The following is an 18,580-nucleotide window of genomic DNA, read 5'->3' as shown; positions in this document are numbered from 1 at the left end:
CGCAGCCAGTTTACTGGCTGCTTACTCCTGAACCTTTAGCTCTGATCACTGAGAAACTGCTGTTCAATAGTTTCCACGGCATGACAAAAGCGGTCTCCCTGCATTTCACCAAGACATTCTTTCTGCAGATAACCCACCATCGCCTCCCCTATCATGGTGATTACCATTTTGCGATTGTAGAGAGGCAGACTGCTTGCATAACCCAGAGCAAACTGCCTGAGCGGATTCACTATGCAGTCATAGGCAACCCCACAATAAAACCCCTTCCTGGTCTGAGCATCAGAGGCCATTTCAGCCAAACTTCCCACCACTTCCTCAAGATCTTCATGCACATAGGCTGGCTCACCAAATTCGCCAATGGTCTCCGCCAGGTCCACCAGGTAGATTCGATCAGATTCCTGGTCATAGATTTCATTATTTCCATTTCGGTCCGGAAGGTGTAACCGAACCATCCGGCTCAACATTTCGGCAATATTTTTGGCGGGCCGTCTTGGATCTAAATGAGCCAGAGCCAATACCTGCCCATAACGGTAAAAAGCTTTTCTCAGCAAAATTTTCTGTTTGGTATTCAGGGCATGATCTGAGGCAAGATACTGCTGATTGAACAGTTGCAGCCATTCCGGGAAGAAATAGGCATAATGTGAAGCAAGATACTGTTGATTGTAAATGTCACTCAAGTTCCTGCCCGGAACCAGAGGATAACTCAGGATGTAATGCTGCTTTTGATTGAGCATGAAAGTAGCAGCACGATCCGGGAGTACCAGTTCAGCATTCACCCTGACCAACCAGGGGTAAAGCGAAAGCTTCTTTTTCAGCAGCCATTCAGACTCAAAGCGTATCAATTCACATCCATAACAATCTTCTCGAAAGATTTTGACAAACCATTCAGTACCATCAAACAAAACGGTGTAAGCCCGATCGAGCTCGCCACCGGCGGTTATGATTTCTTTAAAGTTTTTACCTTTACCCTGAAATAGCTGGTGTATGGCCTCTTCATAGGTTTGCAGTTCAGAGAAGTCCGGCACCTTCGGTAATTCAACAAATTCTGCCCTGGAGGCACGACTGAGGATGAGTAACAGGATCAGAAAGGAAGATCGGAGAGCGGTCATTTGAAAAAAGCCTCTGATAGCTTAATAACCGTTTTATCGACCTTTAGCCCTATCCCTTAATAAATCAGGCAAGCCAGAGTAGCAGAATGACACTACTCAGAATCAGAGCCATACCACAATATTCACGAGGCGAATGTTTTTCCCTGAACAGACGACTGGAGATAATCAGCGTGAAGAAGAATTCAACCTGCCCCAAGGTTTTGACCAGGGCCGGGTTTTGCAGACTGAAAGCTGTAAACCAGCCGATGGACCCCAGCAGACTGAGAAGCCCGACAGCGCCACTTAACTTCCATTGCTGGATGAGCTTTCCCAGAGTCTGAGGCTCTTTTAACCAGATAAAGCCACCCAAAAGCACCGTTTGCATAAGAACTGTGACAGTCAGTGTATAGGCCGAAGCCACGAGCGGATCATCATCCAGCGACAAACTCGCCTGTCTGACCCAAAGGGTGGTCAAAGCCAGAAGGAACCCTGCGCCGAGGCCAAACGCAGCAGATACCGAAAACAGGGATCGCCATCCTTGCTGCCCGGGCGGGTTCAAAAAGATCAACCCAACCGTCCCCAACAAAACACTGATCCAGCCCGCCCAGCTGAGCATCTGGGAAAAAATAATGGCACCCAACACAGCCACCAGAACCGTCTCAGACTTGGAATAAATAACCCCAATCGCAAAGTTTCTCAGGTGAAAGAGCTTGACGATAACAACCGTAGCAGCGATTTGAGCCAATCCGGCGCCGAAACTGTAGAGCAGGAAAGTGGAAGAGATTTCAGGCAGCTCAGAATCCTGCCAGTGCAGTTGCAGATACAAATAAACCCAAACCAGGGGAAGTGAGAAAACATATCGGGAAAATGTGGTCCCCCAGACACTGACTCGCTCAGAAAGTGTTTTTTGACATGCCGTGCGAAATGCCTGAGCAACAGCAGCCATCAAAGTCAGCCAGATCCAGGTAGACACTGTTTCTCCTCCCTGAAAAAGATGAAGCACACCATCTTACCCATTGGACTTGGTGATGTGGGTAGACGACAAACTTGACATGTGTTCCAAAACCCCGGTGTTGAGCAATGAGGTTTCGGAACAGTCAAATAAAATTGCAACAATCGCAAAATCAATTACGCTAGACACAAGATAAATCATTAAAAGGTGAATTTATCTTGTGGGTTTCAGCTACAAAGCTAGCCAAGATTGAAAGCGTAACCAGCCAAACTATAAGGCGCAAGATCGAAAGCGGTCACTACGAAAAAGTGAAGCAAACCAGTGGTGGTCACTTCCGCATATTCATTAGCCAGTAAAGGAAGATATGCTATGCAAGAGTCAGTTCTGGAAAGCAAAAATCCAGCATCGACACGCAAAAGCATATCTTACTCCAAAAACATCCTGACGCAGAATTTATCAGCGATATTGCCAGTGCTTTCAACTTTAAGCGAAAAGGACTGCAAACCATTCTGGAATCAGCGGTGTGCGGAAATCCAACCCATATTGTGGTTGCCACAAAAGATCGCCTTGCCCGATCAGGATTTGAACTTATCAAGTGGCTTGTTGAATTATCGGGAGGACAAATCGAAGTTTTGGATGACCCGGATAACGCCTGTGAGCCATTCGACACCCAAGAGCTTATCGGTTTCATTACCTCATTCTGCAATAGCCACTACGGGAAGCGATCTGCTAAAAGACGCAAAGGACGCGAAGATAGTAGCGTCAAAAAAGATCAGGTTTTACCCAGAGAATAAGCAAGCCTATCACGATGCCCTGATGCTCTATCGCAGGTCGTACAACCTTGCTGTTGAGCGTTTCCGCAACGATGACTATAAAGATGCCAGCGGAAAATTCATCAACATGCGACCTGCCATTAAAGCTCAAGTGAAGCAAGAGCAAAAAGAAAGTGGCAGGGCTTATAACTCGCTTGTTTCTGATAATGGAACACTGGCGGCAGCGGCTACATTCAAAGCGGTCTGCAAGCACAACAAGAAGCTCAAGGGAGCTAAAGAGGGCTTTGCAGAAATCAGTTTCAAAAGCCGCAAAGGTAGCAGGCACTCATTCTCTATTGACCGTTTGCCAAAGGGATTAAATCCCTGCGTAGAGGCTCTTGGCAAGATTCACCTGACAGAAGATCTGCCAACAGAAGCGATTGGCAAGTCTTGTGTCATAACCTACGACAAAGGTCGCTGGTTCATTCAGGTTCAACAACATATTGAGCTAAATCCCGAAATCCAAGGGAAGGTTAGATGCGTTGGAGTTGACCCCGGTGTTCGCACCTTTGCCACTTGCTACAGCGAAAAAGAGGCGTTGATAGCGGGTGATAACGTTGCAAAAACAAAGCTGTTCCCACTGATGAAGCAAGTGGACAGCTTGATCAGTCAAAAGCAAAAAATCCTGAACACTCAGAAGGGCGTTGAGTTCCCCGATATGCCCCAGTGGGCAAGAGATCGGATTATTCATTTCAACAGGGAAATTGACCGGCTGAAATGCAAAAAGGATGACATTGTTCTTGATCTGCATAACCGGCTGGCGTTCGAGTTGGTGTCGAACTACGACATTGTATTTTTGCCAACCTTTGAGACAAGAGGTATGGTCACACGCAAAGATAAGAAGGTTCGCACCATTCGCCGTAACACCTGCCGCCAGATGCTTGACCTCAATCACTACCAATTCAAAAAGCGGCTTAAGTGGTACGCCAAAAAGTATGGAAAGCATGTAGTTGATTGCAACGAAGCCTATACATTCAAGACTCAATCATGGAACGGGACCATTGACGAAAAATTAGGTTCTTCCAAAATTATTAAGGGTGAGGGCTTCACCGTTGATCGTGATATCAACGGTGCCAGAAATGTCTTTCTTAAGTGTTTGACAAGGTAGCTTGAACCTTAGCCATAACAGCGAGTGTTGCGCTCGTTGCAGTTTTAATCAAGAGGATAGACCTCAGTAGCAAAGCTGGTCGAATTGAACCCTTTCTTCCAGCAATTCTGCCAAGGCCTCCAGACCTTTTTGGTCTTCTTCATCAAAACGGGAAGTGATCGGACTGTCGATGTCCAGAACCGCTTTCACCTCACCCCCTTTAGACAACGGAATCACGATCTCGCTCTGACTGGCTGAATCACAGGCAATATGACCAGGAAATGCAGTCACATCAGCCACTAGCTGGGTGGTTTGGTCCCGGGCAGCAGTACCACAGACGCCCCGGCCAAACGGGATGCGAACACAAGCAGGATTACCCATAAACGGCCCCAGTACCAGCTCATTGCCCCGGACGATATAAAACCCGGCCCAATTTACCTCTGCCATGGTCGTAAACAGCAGGCTGGCAACATTGGCGAGATTGGCTAGTGCATCCATTTCACCCTCAGTCAATGCCTTTGCCTGAGCCACCAATATTCGATAAAAGCTGGCTTTATCCTCCGGCATCTCAACAACTTTAAACATACTTGCACTCATTTAGATACAGCTTGATACAGCCCTAAGTTAGTAGCAGTTCGCAGCAGAGTACGTAGCCACTGCCGTTATTATCACCATCAGAGCCAGTTTATATACAAGTTCAGAGACTCCAAGGGGAACTTATGTCTCTAAAGTCACTCTAACTAATTATAAGGCTAACCGTGCACTTTCCCGAAGCCCGTCTAAGCTGGACTAGTGTTAAGAAGGGGGTGTGTGTTCAAAAGCACAATTAACAGAGAGGCTGTAATGTTCAATTTACATCTAATTCTTGAAGAAATGTCGACCACCGGATGGATCATCGTGGCTTTCTGCCTGGTGGCATGGATTGCCGCTACCTACCTGATGGGAGAGATTTCCGACAAACATTGGGGCGACAGGGAATCCGGTGCTTTGGTAGGCTTCTTCGTACCCGGTATTCTCTTTGTAATTGGCCTTTATATGCTCTGACATTTCTGTCTGGTTGATTCAGCCTGCATCAGCCAGACAATTCACTTTCTGGCTGACCGACCTGGACAAACAGACTGATGAAAAGCATTCTGCACATTTAATAATTAAGAAGGGAATCGGTGCCAGGGAAAGGAATTGTATTGCAGCAACGAATGATTGAATTATCTTTTCGATCATCTCAATTTATTCATCACTTCAAAGATAAATGGCATCCCGTAGGGGACTCGAACCCCTGTTACTGCCGTGAAAGGGCAGTGTCCTAGGCCACTAGACGAACGGGACACAATATTTAGCTAACACCAGGAAAGTGTTAAATTGGTGGAGCTAAGCGGGATCGAACCGCTGACCTCAACACTGCCAGTGTTGCGCTCTCCCAGCTGAGCTATAGCCCCAAAATCTGATGAGTATTATGCAGTTATTTTCTCAATGATCAAGTAGTAGATACTACCGAGGTCTGTGACACTCCCCGCCGTGCCGAGGGTTTACGGCGATTTTGTCAAAAAGCAAATTCATTAAGAGCTCAATCGAACTTTATAAAGACATAAAAAAAACAGTCAAATGACTGTTTTTTTTATGAAGCATTATTATGGTGGAGCTAAGCGGGATCGAACCGCTGACCTCAACACTGCCAGTGTTGCGCTCTCCCAGCTGAGCTATAGCCCCAATTGGCATCCCGTAGGGGACTCGAACCCCTGTTACTGCCGTGAAAGGGCAGTGTCCTAGGCCACTAGACGAACGGGACATAATCTTTTGTGTCTATATGCTTGTGCATACAGCCTTTAATTTGGAGCGGGAAACGAGACTCGAACTCGCGACCCCAACCTTGGCAAGGTTGTGCTCTACCAACTGAGCTATTCCCGCATTTTAAATGGCATCCCGTAGGGGACTCGAACCCCTGTTACTGCCGTGAAAGGGCAGTGTCCTAGGCCACTAGACGAACGGGACACAATCTTTTGTGTCTGTATGCTTGTGCATACAGCCTTTAATCTGGAGCGGGAAACGAGACTCGAACTCGCGACCCCAACCTTGGCAAGGTTGTGCTCTACCAACTGAGCTATTCCCGCATTTTAAATGGCATCCCGTAGGGGACTCGAACCCCTGTTACTGCCGTGAAAGGGCAGTGTCCTAGGCCACTAGACGAACGGGACACAATCTTTTGTGTCTGTATGCTTGTGCATACAGCCTTTAATCTGGAGCGGGAAACGAGACTCGAACTCGCGACCCCAACCTTGGCAAGGTTGTGCTCTACCAACTGAGCTATTCCCGCAATGAAGATAATTTAGGACTTCTTCAAAGTCCGGAGCAGGAAACGAGACTCACTCTTTAACTCTGAGGCGACCCCAACCTTGGCAAGGTTGTGCTCTACCAACTGAGCTATTCCCGCAATGAAGATAATTTAGGACTTCTTCAAAGTCCGGAGCAGGAAACGAGACTCACTCTTTAACTCTGAGGCGACCCCAACCTTGGCAAGGTTGTGCTCTACCAACTGAGCTATTCCCGCAATGAAGATAATTTAGGACTTCTTCAAAGTCCGGAGCAGGAAACGAGACTCACTCTTTAACTCTGAGGCGACCCCAACCTTGGCAAGGTTGTGCTCTACCAACTGAGCTATTCCCGCAATGAAGATAATTTAGGACTTCTTCAAAGTCCGGAGCAGGAAACGAGACTCACTCTTTAACTCTGAGGCGACCCCAACCTTGGCAAGGTTGTGCTCTACCAACTGAGCTATTCCCGCAATGAAGATAATTTAGGACTTCTTCAAAGTCCGGAGCAGGAAACGAGACTCACTCTTTAACTCTGAGGCGACCCCAACCTTGGCAAGGTTGTGCTCTACCAACTGAGCTATTCCCGCAATGAAGATTATTTCGGACTTCTTCAAAGTCCGGAGCAGGAAACGAGACTCACTCTTTAACTCTGAGGCGACCCCAACCTTGGCAAGGTTGTGCTCTACCAACTGAGCTATTCCCGCTTAATCAGTGCATTCAACAATGAACTGAGCGACGCAGTCTAATGACTTAGCCGGTCAGAACAATCAGTAAAAATACTATTCACCGACTTTGAAAATGGCATCCCGTAGGGGACTCGAACCCCTGTTACTGCCGTGAAAGGGCAGTGTCCTAGGCCACTAGACGAACGGGACACAATTTTTTATTCAAACGCCTATGACGAACAAAACGTCTGGCTTTGAAAATTTGGTGGAGCTAAGCGGGATCGAACCGCTGACCTCAACACTGCCAGTGTTGCGCTCTCCCAGCTGAGCTATAGCCCCAAAATACTCCTTAACACTCCGGCTCACCCTACCCTTCCTGAAAAGATGTTTGGCTGCCCCGAAACGCAGGGCGAATGATATGGATGCCCCCCTGACCTGTCAAGCTCACTTATGAAAAAATGTTTAATTGAAGCAGATAGTTATATAGTTTTTGATCGCTGGACGCTTTACCGCTCAGGCTTTAAACAAAGCTTCAACCCCTGATAAAGAAAAAGCCGGAAAAATCCAGCCTTTTCTATAGTGAGGGATGAGTCAGGTTTACTCAGACCCAGCTCCCAGTACCCTGAACTCTTTTTCAAAACGCTTGGTTTCTTTCTTGGACAATCCACCCAGAACATCGACCGCATGGCGAAGACGGGCACGAGTCATGTCGGCACCGAGAATGGCCATAGAATCCATTACCGACCAGGAGTTCGGTGTCCCGGCAATGGCGATAAAGATTGGAGGATTAAAATCTCCCAGCTTCAATCCCATCTCCCCGGCAAGGGTTTTCACTTCAGCAAAGATATTTTCTTTGTTCCACTGCCTGAGCTGCTCCAGTCTCCAAAGGGTGAACTGCAGCACTTTCTTTACCTCAGCCGGCGCAAGCTTTTTATGTATAAAGTCTTCTTCTGACAGCTCTAACATGCCAGAGAACATAAAGCTGGCCATGGGAGCAAAGTCAGCCAGAGTTTCAACACGCCCCTGGGCGAAAGGCAGAAACTTCATAATGTAGTCGCTGTTGAGCAACCATTTATGAAGACGATCGGCAAACTGCTCGGTGCTCAGATCCTCACGAATCCAACCGGCGTTCAGCCACGACAGTTTTTCCTGGTCAAAAATCGGACCACCCAGGGAAATACGCTGGATGTCAAAGTTTTCAACCATCTCTTCCAGACTAAACTTCTCGCGCTCATCCGGCATCGACCAACCCATACGAGCCAGGTAATTCAGCAGCGCTTCTGGCAGGTAGCCGGCATCCCGATAATAGGTAATACTGGTTGGATTCTTGCGTTTGGATAGCTTGCTCTTGTCCGGATTTCGCAGCAGTGGCATGTGGCAGAGCTTTGGCATTTCCCACTCAAAGTATTGATAAAGCAGCTGGTGCTTGGGTGCAGAACTGATCCACTCTTCACCCCTGATGACATGAGTAATGCCCATCAGGTGATCGTCGACCACATTAGCCAGATGGTAAGTAGGCATACCGTCTGCTTTAACCAGAACCTGCATATCCACCTGAGACCATTCAATTTCGATGGTGCCACGCAACATATCTTCTACTTTGCTACTGCCTTCAGAAGGTACCTTCATGCGAATAACATGGGGCTCGCCTGCAGCCATCTTGCTCTGCACTTCTTCTTCAGACAAATGCAGACAGTGACCATCATAACCTGAGCCCTGTTTGGTTTCAGCCTGCTCTGCTCTCAGGGCATCCAGACGCTCAGCGCTGCAGAAGCAACGAAAAGCATGCCCTTTATCAAGCAGCGCTTGCGCGTGCTCGTCGTAAATTTCACGTCTTTCACTCTGACGATAAGGGCCATGAGGACCGCCCACATCAGGGCCTTCATCCCAGTTCAGCCCCAGCCAGCGCAAAGAGTCGAGAATCTGCTGTTCAGATTCAGCGGTACTTCGCGCCTGATCAGTGTCTTCTATGCGAAGCAGAAACTGCCCACCCTGACTTTTGGCGAAAGCCATATTAAACAGGGCAATATAGGCCGTTCCCACATGGGGATCGCCGGTAGGTGAGGGAGCTACGCGAGTACGAACAGTCATGATCTACTAATGAGTAAAGTTTTAAGTGGCCGCTAGTCTACACCCTGCAGGGCCGCATCGACAACGAATCAACGACCGGTTAATACTTGAGGCCAACAATCCGTTCATTAGCGTAGCTGCTTATTATTGCTTTCACGATGAATCATTAAAAGGGTTATCCCCCCAGCTTTTTCATAGCTTCTCTAACTATGATGTAGTGTTGATTGACACCCAGCTTTCTCATCAGCCAGTTTACTGTAGTGCCCTGAACCAGAAGAGAGAACAAAATCACAGCCAGAGTCATGTCCATAATCAGTTTTTTCTCGGGAATACTGTCAGGAATCGACAGCATCAGTGCAACAGGCACTACACCTCTCAACCCACCCCAAAACATAATGGCTTTGATTTTGTTATCCACCGGACGCCCCACCGGCAGGCGGTTAGATATGGGCAGGAGCAGATAGACGACGACCAAACGACCAATCAAAACAGAAGCAATGGCGATCAACAGGTAAGGGTAATAGTACTGTAAGTGGTCCAGATTTCTGAATAACAGGTTTTCTTTCATCCCCAAAAGCAGGAAAATCAGACTGTTAGCAATAAAGGCCACAAACTCCCAAAAAGGCGTAATAAAGCTGCGCACCTGTTGAGACAATACTTTTCCTGAATTGGATCGAGTAACGATACCCGCAGCAATAGTTGACATAACACCGGATACTCCCAGAACGTGGTCAGCAACGATAAAGCTGCTATACGCCAGGATAGTGGTATGAGCAATCTGCACAAAGGGCTCGTTTCTGCCCAGCTTCAATAGCCAGTCCATACCGATACCCATGACCAAACCAACCAGTATTCCGCCAAAGAAGATTTCGATAAATGACCAGACTCCGTCGAACAGAACACCGACGCCGAGGCCGCCACCGGCCTGAATAACCGCCAGGACAATCCCGAAGATAACAATTGCTGTGGCATCATTAAACAGACTCTCTGCATCCATCAGCATAGACATTCGAGCCGGCGCTCCTACTTCCTTGAACAGGGCAATAACGGCAACGGGGTCCGTTGCAGAAATCAGCGCCCCGAACAGCATAGCTCCAGCGAGACTGAGAGGAGTCAGCACATTCATGATGACCCCAACCACCAGCATAGAAAGGATTACGCCAAATATGGCCAGATTCAACACCGAAGTCATCTCACGAAACAGATATGGAGGCTTTATGTTGATAGCCGCATCAAATATCAACACCGGAAGCAGGATATACATGATCAGATCATGGGACAGTTCGACCTTTAATAAGGGCCCCAATACGTCAGTGTATTGCGCCAGAATTCCCAGAGCCATGCCGATTACTACCAGACCAATGGTATAAGGAAACCGCAATTTTTTTAGTAATATGGCTGAGCTGGTGGCAAGCAGCAGCAGAGCAGCCAGTATCAGGACCTGTGTAGCAAGGCCGGTTTCATGCATATCAAAACCTCTGAAAACGATTCAATGAGACATCAGGATTATGTCGATTCGGGTAGACCAGGAAGAACAATTGCGCCTGAGGTACCAAGGAAAAATAGCATCCCACAGAGGAATTGACAGCTCAACCAGGAGACTGGTGCAGAGCTTACATCAGCCGTTAACTCCATAGGTTACAAAGACGTAAAGGTGAAGACAATCAGACATCTTAAAATTCAGTATTGTGCTCAACCAGTTTAAAATACAAGCGTTACCCTAATCAGAACCTCAACATGCACATCACACTGAAACAGCTCAAGACATTCCGGGCTGTCGCAAGTCTCGGACAGGTTCGCCTGGCTGCCCAACAGCTTAACCTTTCTCAACCCGCTACCAGCATGGCCCTTGCCGAGCTGGAGAATCAGCTGGGCTGCCAGCTTTTTGACCGCACTGGCAACAAGCTCCTGATCAATCACCAGGGCGAGCTACTCATGCCTCTGGCCTCCGAGTTACTGGATCGGACGTCTGAAATAGAAACTCTGTTTAGAGATCTGCAAAACACCGAATCGGGTCATCTTCGAATCGGTGCAAGTACCACAATTGGCAACTATTTGTTACCCGATATTCTGGCCCGGTTCAGTGCAGACTTTCCCAGGATCAGCTTTAACATGGATATCCGTAATACCGAGACCATCATCAAGCGGGTAACCAGTTTTGACCTGGATATTGGCTGTGTAGAGGGTCCCTGCCAGCATGAAGATATTGACGTCATCCCCTGGAAAGAAGATGAACTGCTGGTCATCTGCAGCCCTGACAACCCTATAGCTAAACGGGGGGAAATCTCACTGGAAGAACTCAATCACCAGCAGTGGATTCTCAGGGAACCGGGCTCTGGCACCCGAAATATTTTTGATCAACATCTGAGCCAAAAGCTGACTGACCTGCCTATCAAGATGGAACTAAACCAGTCAGAAGCCATCAAAAAGCTGGTACAGTATGGTCAGGGTATCGGCTGCCTGTCCCGGCTTTGCGTCAGCCATGAACTGGAGCTGGGCGAACTGGTTGCTGTCAAAATCTCCGGAATCACCATGAAAAGAACCCTCTCTCTGTTGCTTCACAGGAAAAAGTATCAGAGCCAGATCATTCAACTGATACTGAAAGCTCTTCGCTGACAGAAACCGGAATATTGACTATTTTAAGTGAGCTACTGATGAACAGCGTACAGGGATATTATTTTGCAGCTCACGGCAAAGCCTTCACACTCAAAACCGCTTTTTACCAGCAAGACCATCTGGAATATTGTTTTTCTGATTCTGGCATTCTGGTTGGCCAAAGCTAATGCCTCCGAGTCTGAAGAGACCGAGCCTGCATCGAAAATAAGCAATGCAGAGCTGGAAAAGCTGGATGTCAATGAACTGAAAATGACTTTGCTTACGGACATCTCCAGCACAATAATCAGTGACGGAGAGCTTGCCAGCACTATCAAGACCAACATCGCAAGCCTGGTCATCAGCCCCCTCTTGCACACACCTGAAGTTCAGGTTGCCGGCAGTGATGAGTTCACACGCCCAATAGCTGTCAGTTTTCAGAAAACCTTTGAGCAGAGCTTGATGAATATGCTTGATGAAGCCCTCCTCAGTCATGCAATAGCGATTATCCACACCCGCAAACCGACCACCCCGCTATGCAATCCTGTGGGCAAAGCACTCAGACAAACCATGTCAGCTTCCATGCAGGATGACCCGCACCGGGTTAAAACCATTCAGGACAGGACTTTCACCCTGCGCAGAATGGCGCAGAAAGGTTCACCTGTGGAGCTTTATGTGGCGTACACCAAAGGCGGTCTGGATAAACGCTCGCCCGAGGAACAGCAGATTTATAAAAAAGAGGTTAATAACACTGCCAATTCCAGTCTCCGTGACAAAGAGATGACCTGCACTGAAATGCCTGATGAAATAGTAGGCGCCTCCTACTTACTGACCACTAAACGAGGAAACACGCTCTTCTTTAGCACTAATGGTACTCAGGCGGCGGATGCTGCTGGCAGTACTGTCTGGAGATTCTGGTTCGGAAGTTTGAAAGATGCTTCCGTCGAAAAGCGTTACAAAGAAGTGATCAAATACCTTAAAGAAGGTGGTCTGGATATTCCTGTTAAGTAATTGTACCTGAATCGGCCAGTCCCCCCCCTCACTACGATGACAAAGCCCTGACAGGTGATTAGAATCCGCAAATTAAAATTGGTAACCCTCCCCAGATAACTTAAGTATTATGCACAAAGTCATTGAAACCCCGGATGCACCACCTGCCATTGGCCCATACTCCCAGGGGATTCAGTTTGGCAACCTGATTTTCATCTCCGGCCAGCTGCCCATTGAGCCTGAGACCGGAGAAATGTCTGAAGACACCAAAGAACAGGCTCATCAGTGTCTGAAAAATCTAAAATCTGTTCTGGAAGCCGCAGGCAGCAGCCTGAATAAGGTCAAGAAAGCGACGGTGTTCGTAAAAGATATGAATGACTTCACTGACATCAATGAAGTTTACAAGCAGTACTTTACCTTCCCTTTCCCTGCTCGCAGTCTGGTAGAAGTGGCTCGCCTGCCCAAAGATGTGAAGGTAGAAATTGAAGTCATTGCCACCACTGAGTAGTCAGTTGCGTCAGTAAGGGGGCCTGAACGCCCCCAGTGCTTCACCACATCAAATCGTCCGGAATTTCATAATCCGCGTACCACTCCTGCTCTTCTTGGGTCAGCTCGCTCTGACTTTCAGACTGAACAACCACAGCAGCAGGTTGACGCTCTTCAATCTTTCTGGCCACTGTTGCGGGAATCACCCGATACTCTTCCTCGTCTGCCTGACTCAGAATACCGATCGCATAAAGCCCCCGACTCAGTCTGTTTTGCATGTCTTCAGAGACATAGATCTTTTTAACCTTGCCATCCACCACAAAGTTATAACCCACATCACCGACTTCCCGGGGAATAGTGTTCATCTCAATGAGCTGACAAACCTGTGCAGCAAACGCCTTTTTCTGACGTTCTTCCTCCAGTTTGCGATTGAGCTCACGATCACGTTCTATCTGGTCGGCTTTCTGCTTTTCCAGTTCAATACGGCGTTTTTCCTGATCGGTCAGCTCACCAGTCTTGGCAGCCTGTTTCTTCTTTTTCTTATTACTGGATTTGGCTTTCAATGCCTGTTGTTTGGTTGCCAGACCAGCGCCCATCAGCTGGTCTCTTAATGATTTACTCATGGATTGCTCAAAATAGATGGATCGAAGATGGATAAAATCTCAGGAGTGATATCTTAGCAGCCGCGTGATTTCGGAGCCAGCCGAACTCTGGTAGATAAGACACATGCCTTCAACAGAGGACTTGCAGTTGAGCATTCAGGTGTTTGAAAATAGGCCACTAAACTCTGGAAAGCAGTCACGGGTGACGCTAACAATGAAAAACAACATCACACTGATCGGTATGCCAGGCGCTGGAAAAAGTACTATTGGTATTATTCTGGCCAAAGATCTGGCCTTTGGCTTTCTGGATACCGATGTACTGATCCAGATCAGCCAACAGAAAACCCTGCAGGATATTATTGACGGATCAGGCTATATGTCTCTTCGAGACATTGAAGAAGCAGAACTGCTCAAAGTTAATCTTAAACGGCACATCATTGCCACCGGGGGCTCAGCCGTTTACAGCGAAGCCGCCATGAAACATCTTGCTAAAGAATCGGTCATCGTCTTTCTGGATCTGGACCTTGAGCAGATTCGTCAGCGCATTCATAACTTTGATACACGGGGTATCGCTCGTGCAGAAGATCAAACCATTGAGGATCTGTTTGAAGAACGGGTGATGCTTTACAAGAAATACGCAGACGTAACTATCGATTGCCGAACCCTCTGTCAGGACTCGCTGGCACTGGAAATCATTGAGCAGGTTAAACCACTTCTTCAAACAGATTGAGTGATCGCAACTACCCGAGGAAAAACAGCAGATAACAAAAAGCCCATGACAGATATTCCGACATGGGCTTTTTTACGCTAACAGACTGTCAATCAGTGAATATCTTTCCAGTATTCGCGCTTGAGCAGCAGAGCTACGATGAAGAGCAGAACCAGGAACAACAAGACATAGATACCCAGCTGCTGACGCTTCTGCTTCACAGGCTCAGCAGAGTATGACAGGAAGTTGGTCAAGTCATACATCGCCTGATCGTATTCAGCCGGAGTCAGGGAGCCTTTGCGCTCAGGATCCACAATCAGACCACAAATCTTCTCACCGGTCAGAGGATCACGCTCGGTCGGGCTTGTGCCCTGACAGCTGTCAATCTGAACACCTTGAAGCTCCATCAGTACATGAGGCATACCCACGTCAGGGAATACCTTGTTATTCACACCCCAAGGACGCTTTGGATCTTCATAAAAAGTACGCAGGTAGGTGTAGACCCAGTCTTCACCACGTACCCGGGTCACCATGGTCAGATCCGGTGGCGCAGCACCAAACCATACCTTGGCTTCATCCTTGCGCATACCGTTCTTCATAAGATCACCGATCTTGGCAGACTTTGGTACCAGATTTTCCATCATCAGATCGTGTGGAATACCGATATCGTCGGCTACACGCTCGTAGCGCTGGAACTGAGTCGCATGACAGCCCGCACAAAAGTTCTGATAATACATGGCACCACGCTGCAGCGATGCCTTGTCAGAGTGATCAGTCTCAATCGGATCCAGAGGATAACCTGAACCACCCGCCGCAAATCCAAGCACTGGGACCAGCGAAAACAACAGGGTAATTATTGTTTTTTTCATTATCCGGTCACCCTCTCCGGTACAGGTTTGGTTTTTTCCCATCGTGTATAAAACGGCATCAACAGGAAGAATGCGAAGTAATACAGGGTGCAAAGCTGTGCAATCAGTGTGTAGGTTACTGTCGCCGGCTGAGTTCCTAACCAGGTCAGCACCGCAAAGACAATGGCAAACAGGAAAATCCCAACCTTGCTGATAATACCCTTGTAGCGCCAGGATCTGACCCGGCTGCGATCCAGCCATGGCAGGACAAACAAAATAGCAATCGCTGCCCCCATCATGATAACACCACCGAGCTTGGAGTCGATCGGACCTATGTCAAAGGTGATCGCACGCAGGATGGAGTAGAAGGCTCCGAAGTACCATACCGGTGCAATATGCGCTGGAGTCTTCAGTGCATCGGCCTGCTCAAAGTTAGCGTACTCAAGGAAGAAGCCACCCATTTCAGGGAAGAAGAACATGACACTACAGAACACAAACAGGAAGACTGCAACCCCTACCAGGTCTTTCACGGTGTAGTATGGGTGAAATGGAATACCATCCAGAGGTACGCCGTCCTTGTCTTTCAGCTTCTTGATATCAACACCGTCAGGGTTGTTGGAACCCACTTCGTGCAGGGCAATGATATGCAAGACCACCAAACCCAGAATAACGATAGGCAGAGCCACAACGTGCAGAGCAAAGAAACGGTTCAGAGTAATACCCGAGATCAGGAAGTCACCCCGGATCCACTGCTGCAGGTCTGGACCAATAACAGGGATAGCACCGAACAGGGAAATGATAACCTGGGCACCCCAGTATGACATCTGACCCCATGGCAGCAGGTAGCCCATAAAGGCTTCAGCCATCAGCGCCAGATAAATGGCCATACCAAAGATCCACACCAACTCCCTTGGAGCTCGGTAAGAGCCGTAGATCAGACCACGGAACATGTGGAGGTAGACAACGATAAAGAAGAAAGATGCGCCGGTAGAGTGCATGTAGCGAATCAGCCAGCCGTATTCCACATCACGCATGATGTATTCAACAGAAGCAAAAGCCTGCTCTGCACTGGGCACGTAACTCATGGTCAGCCAGATACCGGTCAGCAACTGGTTAACCAGAACCAGCAGCGCCAGAGAGCCGAAGAAATACCAGAAGTTAAAATTCTTTGGTGCGTAGTATTTACTGAGATGATCTTCCCAGACCTGGGTGACAGGTAGCCTGGCATTAAGCCAATCCATGAAGTTGCCCATTACGCATTCTCCTCATCTTGGCCGACAATGATGACTGTGTCGCTCTCAAAGGTATAAGGAGGCACTTCCAGATTGGTGGGCGCAGGCACTCCCTTGAATACACGACCAGCCAGATCGAACTTCGAACCATGACATGGGCAGTGGTAACCACCTTTCCATTCAGGGTCAAATTCCATCGGTTTAACTTCAGGCATGTATTTGGGTGAACACCCGAGGTGGGTGCAAAGACCGACCAGAATCAGGTACTCATCCTTCACGGAACGGTACTCATTTGCTGCGTACGCTGGCTGTTCTGATTTCTCGGACCTGGGGTCTCTCAACTTGTCATCCAGAGACCTTATATTATCCAGCATGGCCTGGGTTCGTCTTACCACAAACACAGGCTTACCGCGCCATTCAACTACAATCTGCTGTCCCGGCTCCAACTTGCTGAGGTTCACCTTCACAGGAGCACCAGCAGCCTTTGCTTTGGCACTGGGATTCCATGACTTGATAAAAGGTGTAGCGACCCCAACGGCCCCGGCAGCCCCCACCACCGAAGTCGCAGCCACGAGAAAGCGGCGCCGGCTGTTATTTACGCCGTTGTCACTCATTTAACCTACTCTCCCCATCCAGGCAAATGCCCAAAAACTTCTTTTAATTCACGGGTGGGATATTAGCAGGGAGTACAAGAGTTACGTCTCTTACTAAGAGAAAAATCTTTAAATGACCTTTCTCTCACCCCCTGTCAAAGCCTTGTCTGATTATTTGTCCCACCTAAGCAGCAGAGCGTAATGATACTGGTTTTAGTTTCTATACAAAAGCCTTACATGAAGTTTTCCTTAACCTCTGAATCAAACCCTTACGCCACAGGAACTCCAGCCCCCCCATTGTCCAAGGGCATATTCTATTACATCCAGCCCAGGCCATATTTGTTAAACATCCAACACTGATTAAGTTTGTTTTTTATACAAACAACCTTCGCCAAGGATACAAAACACCAGCGATCGTACCGTTTTCTTTTTTTCAGCCAAAAAAAACGCCCGCATAAAGCGGGCGTTTTCTGCAGCGCCTGAAAACAGGCGCCAGCGACATCAACGCTTGGAGAACTGTGGACGCTTACGCGCTTTGCGCAGACCCACTTTCTTACGTTCAACTTCACGTGCATCACGAGTCACATAGCCAGCTTTACGCAGAGGAGAACGCAGGCTCTCATCGTACTGGATCAGCGCACGAGTGATACCGTGACGGATAGCGCCGGCCTGACCGGAACCACCACCACCGTTAACGGTGATTTTAATGTCGAATTTTTCCAGCAATTCGGTCAGTTCCAGAGGCTGGCGAACAACCATACGAGCAGTCTCACGACCGAAGTATTCGTCCAGGCTACGGCCATTGACAGAAATACTGCCAGAACCAGATTTCAGGAAAACGCGAGCGGTAGAAGACTTACGACGTCCGGTACCGTAGTATTGAGTCACTGACATGGCTACCCCCGATTAAATGTCCAGTTTCTGTGGCTGTTGAGCAGCATGCGGATGCTCAGTACCGGCGTAAACTTTCAGCTTACGGTACATGTCGCGACCCAGAGGGCCTTTTGGCAGCATACCTTTAACAGCTTTTTCAATGACCATTTCTGGCTTGTGCGCAATCAGCTTTTCAAAACTGGCTGAACGCAGGCCACCAGGGAAGCCAGTGTGACGGTAATACATTTTGTCAGACGCTTTACGACCAGTAACATGGACCTTCTCGGCATTAACAACAACGATGTAATCGCCAGTGTCAACGTGAGGAGTGTATTCTGGCTTATGCTTGCCGCGCAGACGGGTTGCAATTTCGGTAGCCAGTCGCCCCAGGGTCTTGCCTTCAGCGTCGACCACGAACCAGTCACGTTTTACGGTTTCTGGCTTTGCACTAAAAGTTTTCATTAAATTCGCCTCAGTAGTATTGCTCTCGCAATACCTGTTCTTACTTGGCCGCCCTTCTCAGGGAACTGATCAGGGATCGAAGCAAGGCTAACAGCTCCGGCAACGACCTGTTCAAACATGGGCGCTCAATTGGGAAACGGGAGCGGTATTATATCGTCTGTTCACAGGAATGAAACCCCCTTCCGACACATTAGAGGATTCCTACGTATC

19 protein-coding genes and 17 tRNA genes are annotated in these 18,580 nt (G+C 48.2%); 7 read left to right on the top strand and 29 right to left on the bottom strand.

Translation table 11 applies throughout. The annotated features are described in order from the left end of the window. Positions 1-35 precede the first annotated feature (35 nt). From ACOJUO_RS16080 to ACOJUO_RS16070, 3 genes are all read right to left on the bottom strand, one after another. Positions 36-1,109, bottom strand: coding sequence for a hypothetical protein (locus ACOJUO_RS16080; protein WP_422137478.1), 1,074 nt, complete (start codon positions 1,107-1,109; stop codon positions 36-38). A 64-nt stretch (positions 1,110-1,173) separates the two neighbouring features. Continuing rightward, positions 1,174-2,061, bottom strand: a complete 888-nt coding sequence (locus ACOJUO_RS16075) for a DMT family transporter (RefSeq protein WP_422133010.1) — start codon at positions 2,059-2,061, stop codon at positions 1,174-1,176. A gap of 218 nt (positions 2,062-2,279) precedes the next feature. Then, the gene (locus ACOJUO_RS16070; protein WP_422137477.1) at positions 2,280-2,462 is read right to left on the bottom strand and encodes a hypothetical protein; all 183 of its coding nucleotides are present in this window, start codon (positions 2,460-2,462) and stop codon (positions 2,280-2,282) included. Between ACOJUO_RS16070 and ACOJUO_RS16065 the strand changes: the two genes are divergently transcribed. Both ACOJUO_RS16065 and ACOJUO_RS16060 read left to right on the top strand, forming a co-directional pair. Continuing rightward, positions 2,403-2,834, top strand: coding sequence for an IS607 family transposase (locus ACOJUO_RS16065; RefSeq protein WP_422140076.1), 432 nt, complete (start codon positions 2,403-2,405; stop codon positions 2,832-2,834). The genes ACOJUO_RS16070 and ACOJUO_RS16065 overlap by 60 nt on opposite strands. Then, the gene (locus ACOJUO_RS16060) at positions 2,746-3,960 is read left to right on the top strand and encodes an RNA-guided endonuclease InsQ/TnpB family protein (protein ID WP_422140075.1); all 1,215 of its coding nucleotides are present in this window, start codon (positions 2,746-2,748) and stop codon (positions 3,958-3,960) included. The genes ACOJUO_RS16065 and ACOJUO_RS16060 overlap by 89 nt, the downstream gene beginning before the upstream one ends. 63 nt (positions 3,961-4,023) lie before the next feature. Here the strand turns inward: ACOJUO_RS16060 and ACOJUO_RS16055 are convergent, their stop codons facing one another. Continuing rightward, the gene (locus ACOJUO_RS16055; protein ID WP_422133008.1) at positions 4,024-4,524 is read right to left on the bottom strand and encodes a GAF domain-containing protein; all 501 of its coding nucleotides are present in this window, start codon (positions 4,522-4,524) and stop codon (positions 4,024-4,026) included. 258 nt (positions 4,525-4,782) lie between these two features. Here ACOJUO_RS16055 and ACOJUO_RS16050 point away from each other — a divergent pair, with 258 nt between their 5' ends. Beyond that, complete coding sequence (locus ACOJUO_RS16050) at positions 4,783-4,983, top strand: hypothetical protein (RefSeq protein WP_422137476.1); 201 nt, start codon at positions 4,783-4,785, stop codon at positions 4,981-4,983. A 206-nt stretch (positions 4,984-5,189) separates the two neighbouring features. Here ACOJUO_RS16050 and ACOJUO_RS16045 read toward each other — a convergent pair. The 19 genes from ACOJUO_RS16045 to ACOJUO_RS15955 all read right to left on the bottom strand — a co-directional run bounded on the left by ACOJUO_RS16045 (position 5,190) and on the right by ACOJUO_RS15955 (position 10,451). Further along, positions 5,190-5,265 (bottom strand) — tRNA-Glu (locus ACOJUO_RS16045). A gap of 34 nt (positions 5,266-5,299) precedes the next feature. Further along, positions 5,300-5,375 (bottom strand) — tRNA-Ala (locus ACOJUO_RS16040). Positions 5,376-5,570: 195 nt separating this feature from the next. Beyond that, positions 5,571-5,646 (bottom strand) — tRNA-Ala (locus tag ACOJUO_RS16035). Between the two features lie 3 nt (positions 5,647-5,649). Beyond that, a tRNA-Glu gene (locus ACOJUO_RS16030) sits at positions 5,650-5,725 on the bottom strand. Between the two features lie 43 nt (positions 5,726-5,768). Further along, positions 5,769-5,844, bottom strand: a tRNA-Gly gene (locus ACOJUO_RS16025). A gap of 8 nt (positions 5,845-5,852) precedes the next feature. Beyond that, positions 5,853-5,928 (bottom strand) — tRNA-Glu (locus tag ACOJUO_RS16020). A 43-nt stretch (positions 5,929-5,971) separates the two neighbouring features. After that, positions 5,972-6,047, bottom strand: a tRNA-Gly gene (locus tag ACOJUO_RS16015). Positions 6,048-6,055: 8 nt separating this feature from the next. Then, positions 6,056-6,131 (bottom strand) — tRNA-Glu (locus ACOJUO_RS16010). A gap of 43 nt (positions 6,132-6,174) precedes the next feature. Then, positions 6,175-6,250, bottom strand: a tRNA-Gly gene (locus ACOJUO_RS16005). A 34-nt stretch (positions 6,251-6,284) separates the two neighbouring features. Beyond that, a tRNA-Gly gene (locus tag ACOJUO_RS16000) sits at positions 6,285-6,367 on the bottom strand. Positions 6,368-6,401: 34 nt separating this feature from the next. Next, positions 6,402-6,484, bottom strand: a tRNA-Gly gene (locus ACOJUO_RS15995). A 34-nt stretch (positions 6,485-6,518) separates the two neighbouring features. Next, positions 6,519-6,601 (bottom strand) — tRNA-Gly (locus ACOJUO_RS15990). Positions 6,602-6,635: 34 nt separating this feature from the next. Next, positions 6,636-6,718 (bottom strand) — tRNA-Gly (locus tag ACOJUO_RS15985). Between the two features lie 34 nt (positions 6,719-6,752). After that, positions 6,753-6,835, bottom strand: a tRNA-Gly gene (locus tag ACOJUO_RS15980). A gap of 34 nt (positions 6,836-6,869) precedes the next feature. Beyond that, positions 6,870-6,952 (bottom strand) — tRNA-Gly (locus tag ACOJUO_RS15975). 95 nt (positions 6,953-7,047) lie between these two features. Next, positions 7,048-7,123: transfer RNA gene (locus tag ACOJUO_RS15970), tRNA-Glu, on the bottom strand. A gap of 53 nt (positions 7,124-7,176) precedes the next feature. Beyond that, a tRNA-Ala gene (locus ACOJUO_RS15965) sits at positions 7,177-7,252 on the bottom strand. Between the two features lie 258 nt (positions 7,253-7,510). Beyond that, positions 7,511-9,004 carry a glutamate--tRNA ligase gene (gltX, locus tag ACOJUO_RS15960; protein ID WP_422137475.1) on the bottom strand — a complete coding sequence of 498 codons (1,494 nt, stop codon included), beginning with the start codon at positions 9,002-9,004 and terminating at the stop codon, positions 7,511-7,513. Between the two features lie 154 nt (positions 9,005-9,158). Then, positions 9,159-10,451 (bottom strand): cation:proton antiporter, encoded by a 1,293-nt coding sequence (locus tag ACOJUO_RS15955; protein WP_422133005.1) that lies wholly within the window; start codon positions 10,449-10,451, stop codon positions 9,159-9,161. A gap of 269 nt (positions 10,452-10,720) precedes the next feature. Between ACOJUO_RS15955 and ACOJUO_RS15950 the strand changes: the two genes are divergently transcribed. The 3 genes from ACOJUO_RS15950 (at position 10,721) to ACOJUO_RS15940 (ending at position 13,073) form a co-directional block, all read left to right on the top strand. Then, positions 10,721-11,599: a LysR family transcriptional regulator gene (locus ACOJUO_RS15950; protein WP_422133004.1), complete on the top strand. Its 879-nt coding sequence runs from the start codon at positions 10,721-10,723 to the stop codon at positions 11,597-11,599. A 63-nt stretch (positions 11,600-11,662) separates the two neighbouring features. Next, complete coding sequence (locus ACOJUO_RS15945; protein WP_422137474.1) at positions 11,663-12,586, top strand: hypothetical protein; 924 nt, start codon at positions 11,663-11,665, stop codon at positions 12,584-12,586. A 109-nt stretch (positions 12,587-12,695) separates the two neighbouring features. Further along, positions 12,696-13,073, top strand: coding sequence for a RidA family protein (locus tag ACOJUO_RS15940; RefSeq protein WP_422137473.1), 378 nt, complete (start codon positions 12,696-12,698; stop codon positions 13,071-13,073). A gap of 40 nt (positions 13,074-13,113) precedes the next feature. On the opposite strand, the gene ACOJUO_RS15935 is transcribed toward ACOJUO_RS15940, so the two are convergent. Next, a complete protein-coding gene (locus ACOJUO_RS15935; RefSeq protein WP_422133001.1) occupies positions 13,114-13,674 on the bottom strand; it encodes a DUF2058 domain-containing protein in 561 nt (186 codons plus the stop codon). A 193-nt stretch (positions 13,675-13,867) separates the two neighbouring features. On the opposite strand from ACOJUO_RS15935, the gene ACOJUO_RS15930 reads away from it, so the two are divergent. After that, a complete protein-coding gene (locus ACOJUO_RS15930; RefSeq protein ID WP_422137472.1) occupies positions 13,868-14,383 on the top strand; it encodes a shikimate kinase in 516 nt (171 codons plus the stop codon). Between the two features lie 92 nt (positions 14,384-14,475). Here ACOJUO_RS15930 and ACOJUO_RS15925 read toward each other — a convergent pair whose 3' ends face one another. The 5 genes from ACOJUO_RS15925 to rplM form a co-directional block, all read right to left on the bottom strand. Continuing rightward, positions 14,476-15,231, bottom strand: coding sequence for a cytochrome c1 (locus ACOJUO_RS15925; RefSeq protein WP_422137471.1), 756 nt, complete (start codon positions 15,229-15,231; stop codon positions 14,476-14,478). Further along, positions 15,231-16,463 carry a cytochrome b gene (locus ACOJUO_RS15920; RefSeq protein WP_317142580.1) on the bottom strand — a complete coding sequence of 411 codons (1,233 nt, stop codon included), beginning with the start codon at positions 16,461-16,463 and terminating at the stop codon, positions 15,231-15,233. Before ACOJUO_RS15920 ends, ACOJUO_RS15925 begins: the two co-directional genes overlap by 1 nt. Next, entirely contained in the window at positions 16,463-17,056 is a 594-nt protein-coding gene (gene petA / locus ACOJUO_RS15915; protein WP_422132998.1) for a ubiquinol-cytochrome c reductase iron-sulfur subunit, read from the bottom strand. Before petA ends, ACOJUO_RS15920 begins: the two co-directional genes overlap by 1 nt. Before the next feature lie 480 nt (positions 17,057-17,536). Further along, positions 17,537-17,929, bottom strand: coding sequence for a 30S ribosomal protein S9 (gene rpsI / locus ACOJUO_RS15910; protein WP_252176279.1), 393 nt, complete (start codon positions 17,927-17,929; stop codon positions 17,537-17,539). Between the two features lie 12 nt (positions 17,930-17,941). After that, positions 17,942-18,370 carry a 50S ribosomal protein L13 gene (rplM, locus tag ACOJUO_RS15905; protein WP_252176280.1) on the bottom strand — a complete coding sequence of 143 codons (429 nt, stop codon included), beginning with the start codon at positions 18,368-18,370 and terminating at the stop codon, positions 17,942-17,944. Positions 18,371-18,580 lie beyond the last annotated feature (210 nt).

The organism is Endozoicomonas sp. ALC020 (assembly GCF_049275935.1).
GTDB lineage: Bacteria > Pseudomonadota > Gammaproteobacteria > Pseudomonadales > Endozoicomonadaceae > Endozoicomonas_A.
Note: the sequence above shows the minus strand (reverse complement) of the source record. Positions and strands in the feature narration are given on the sequence as shown.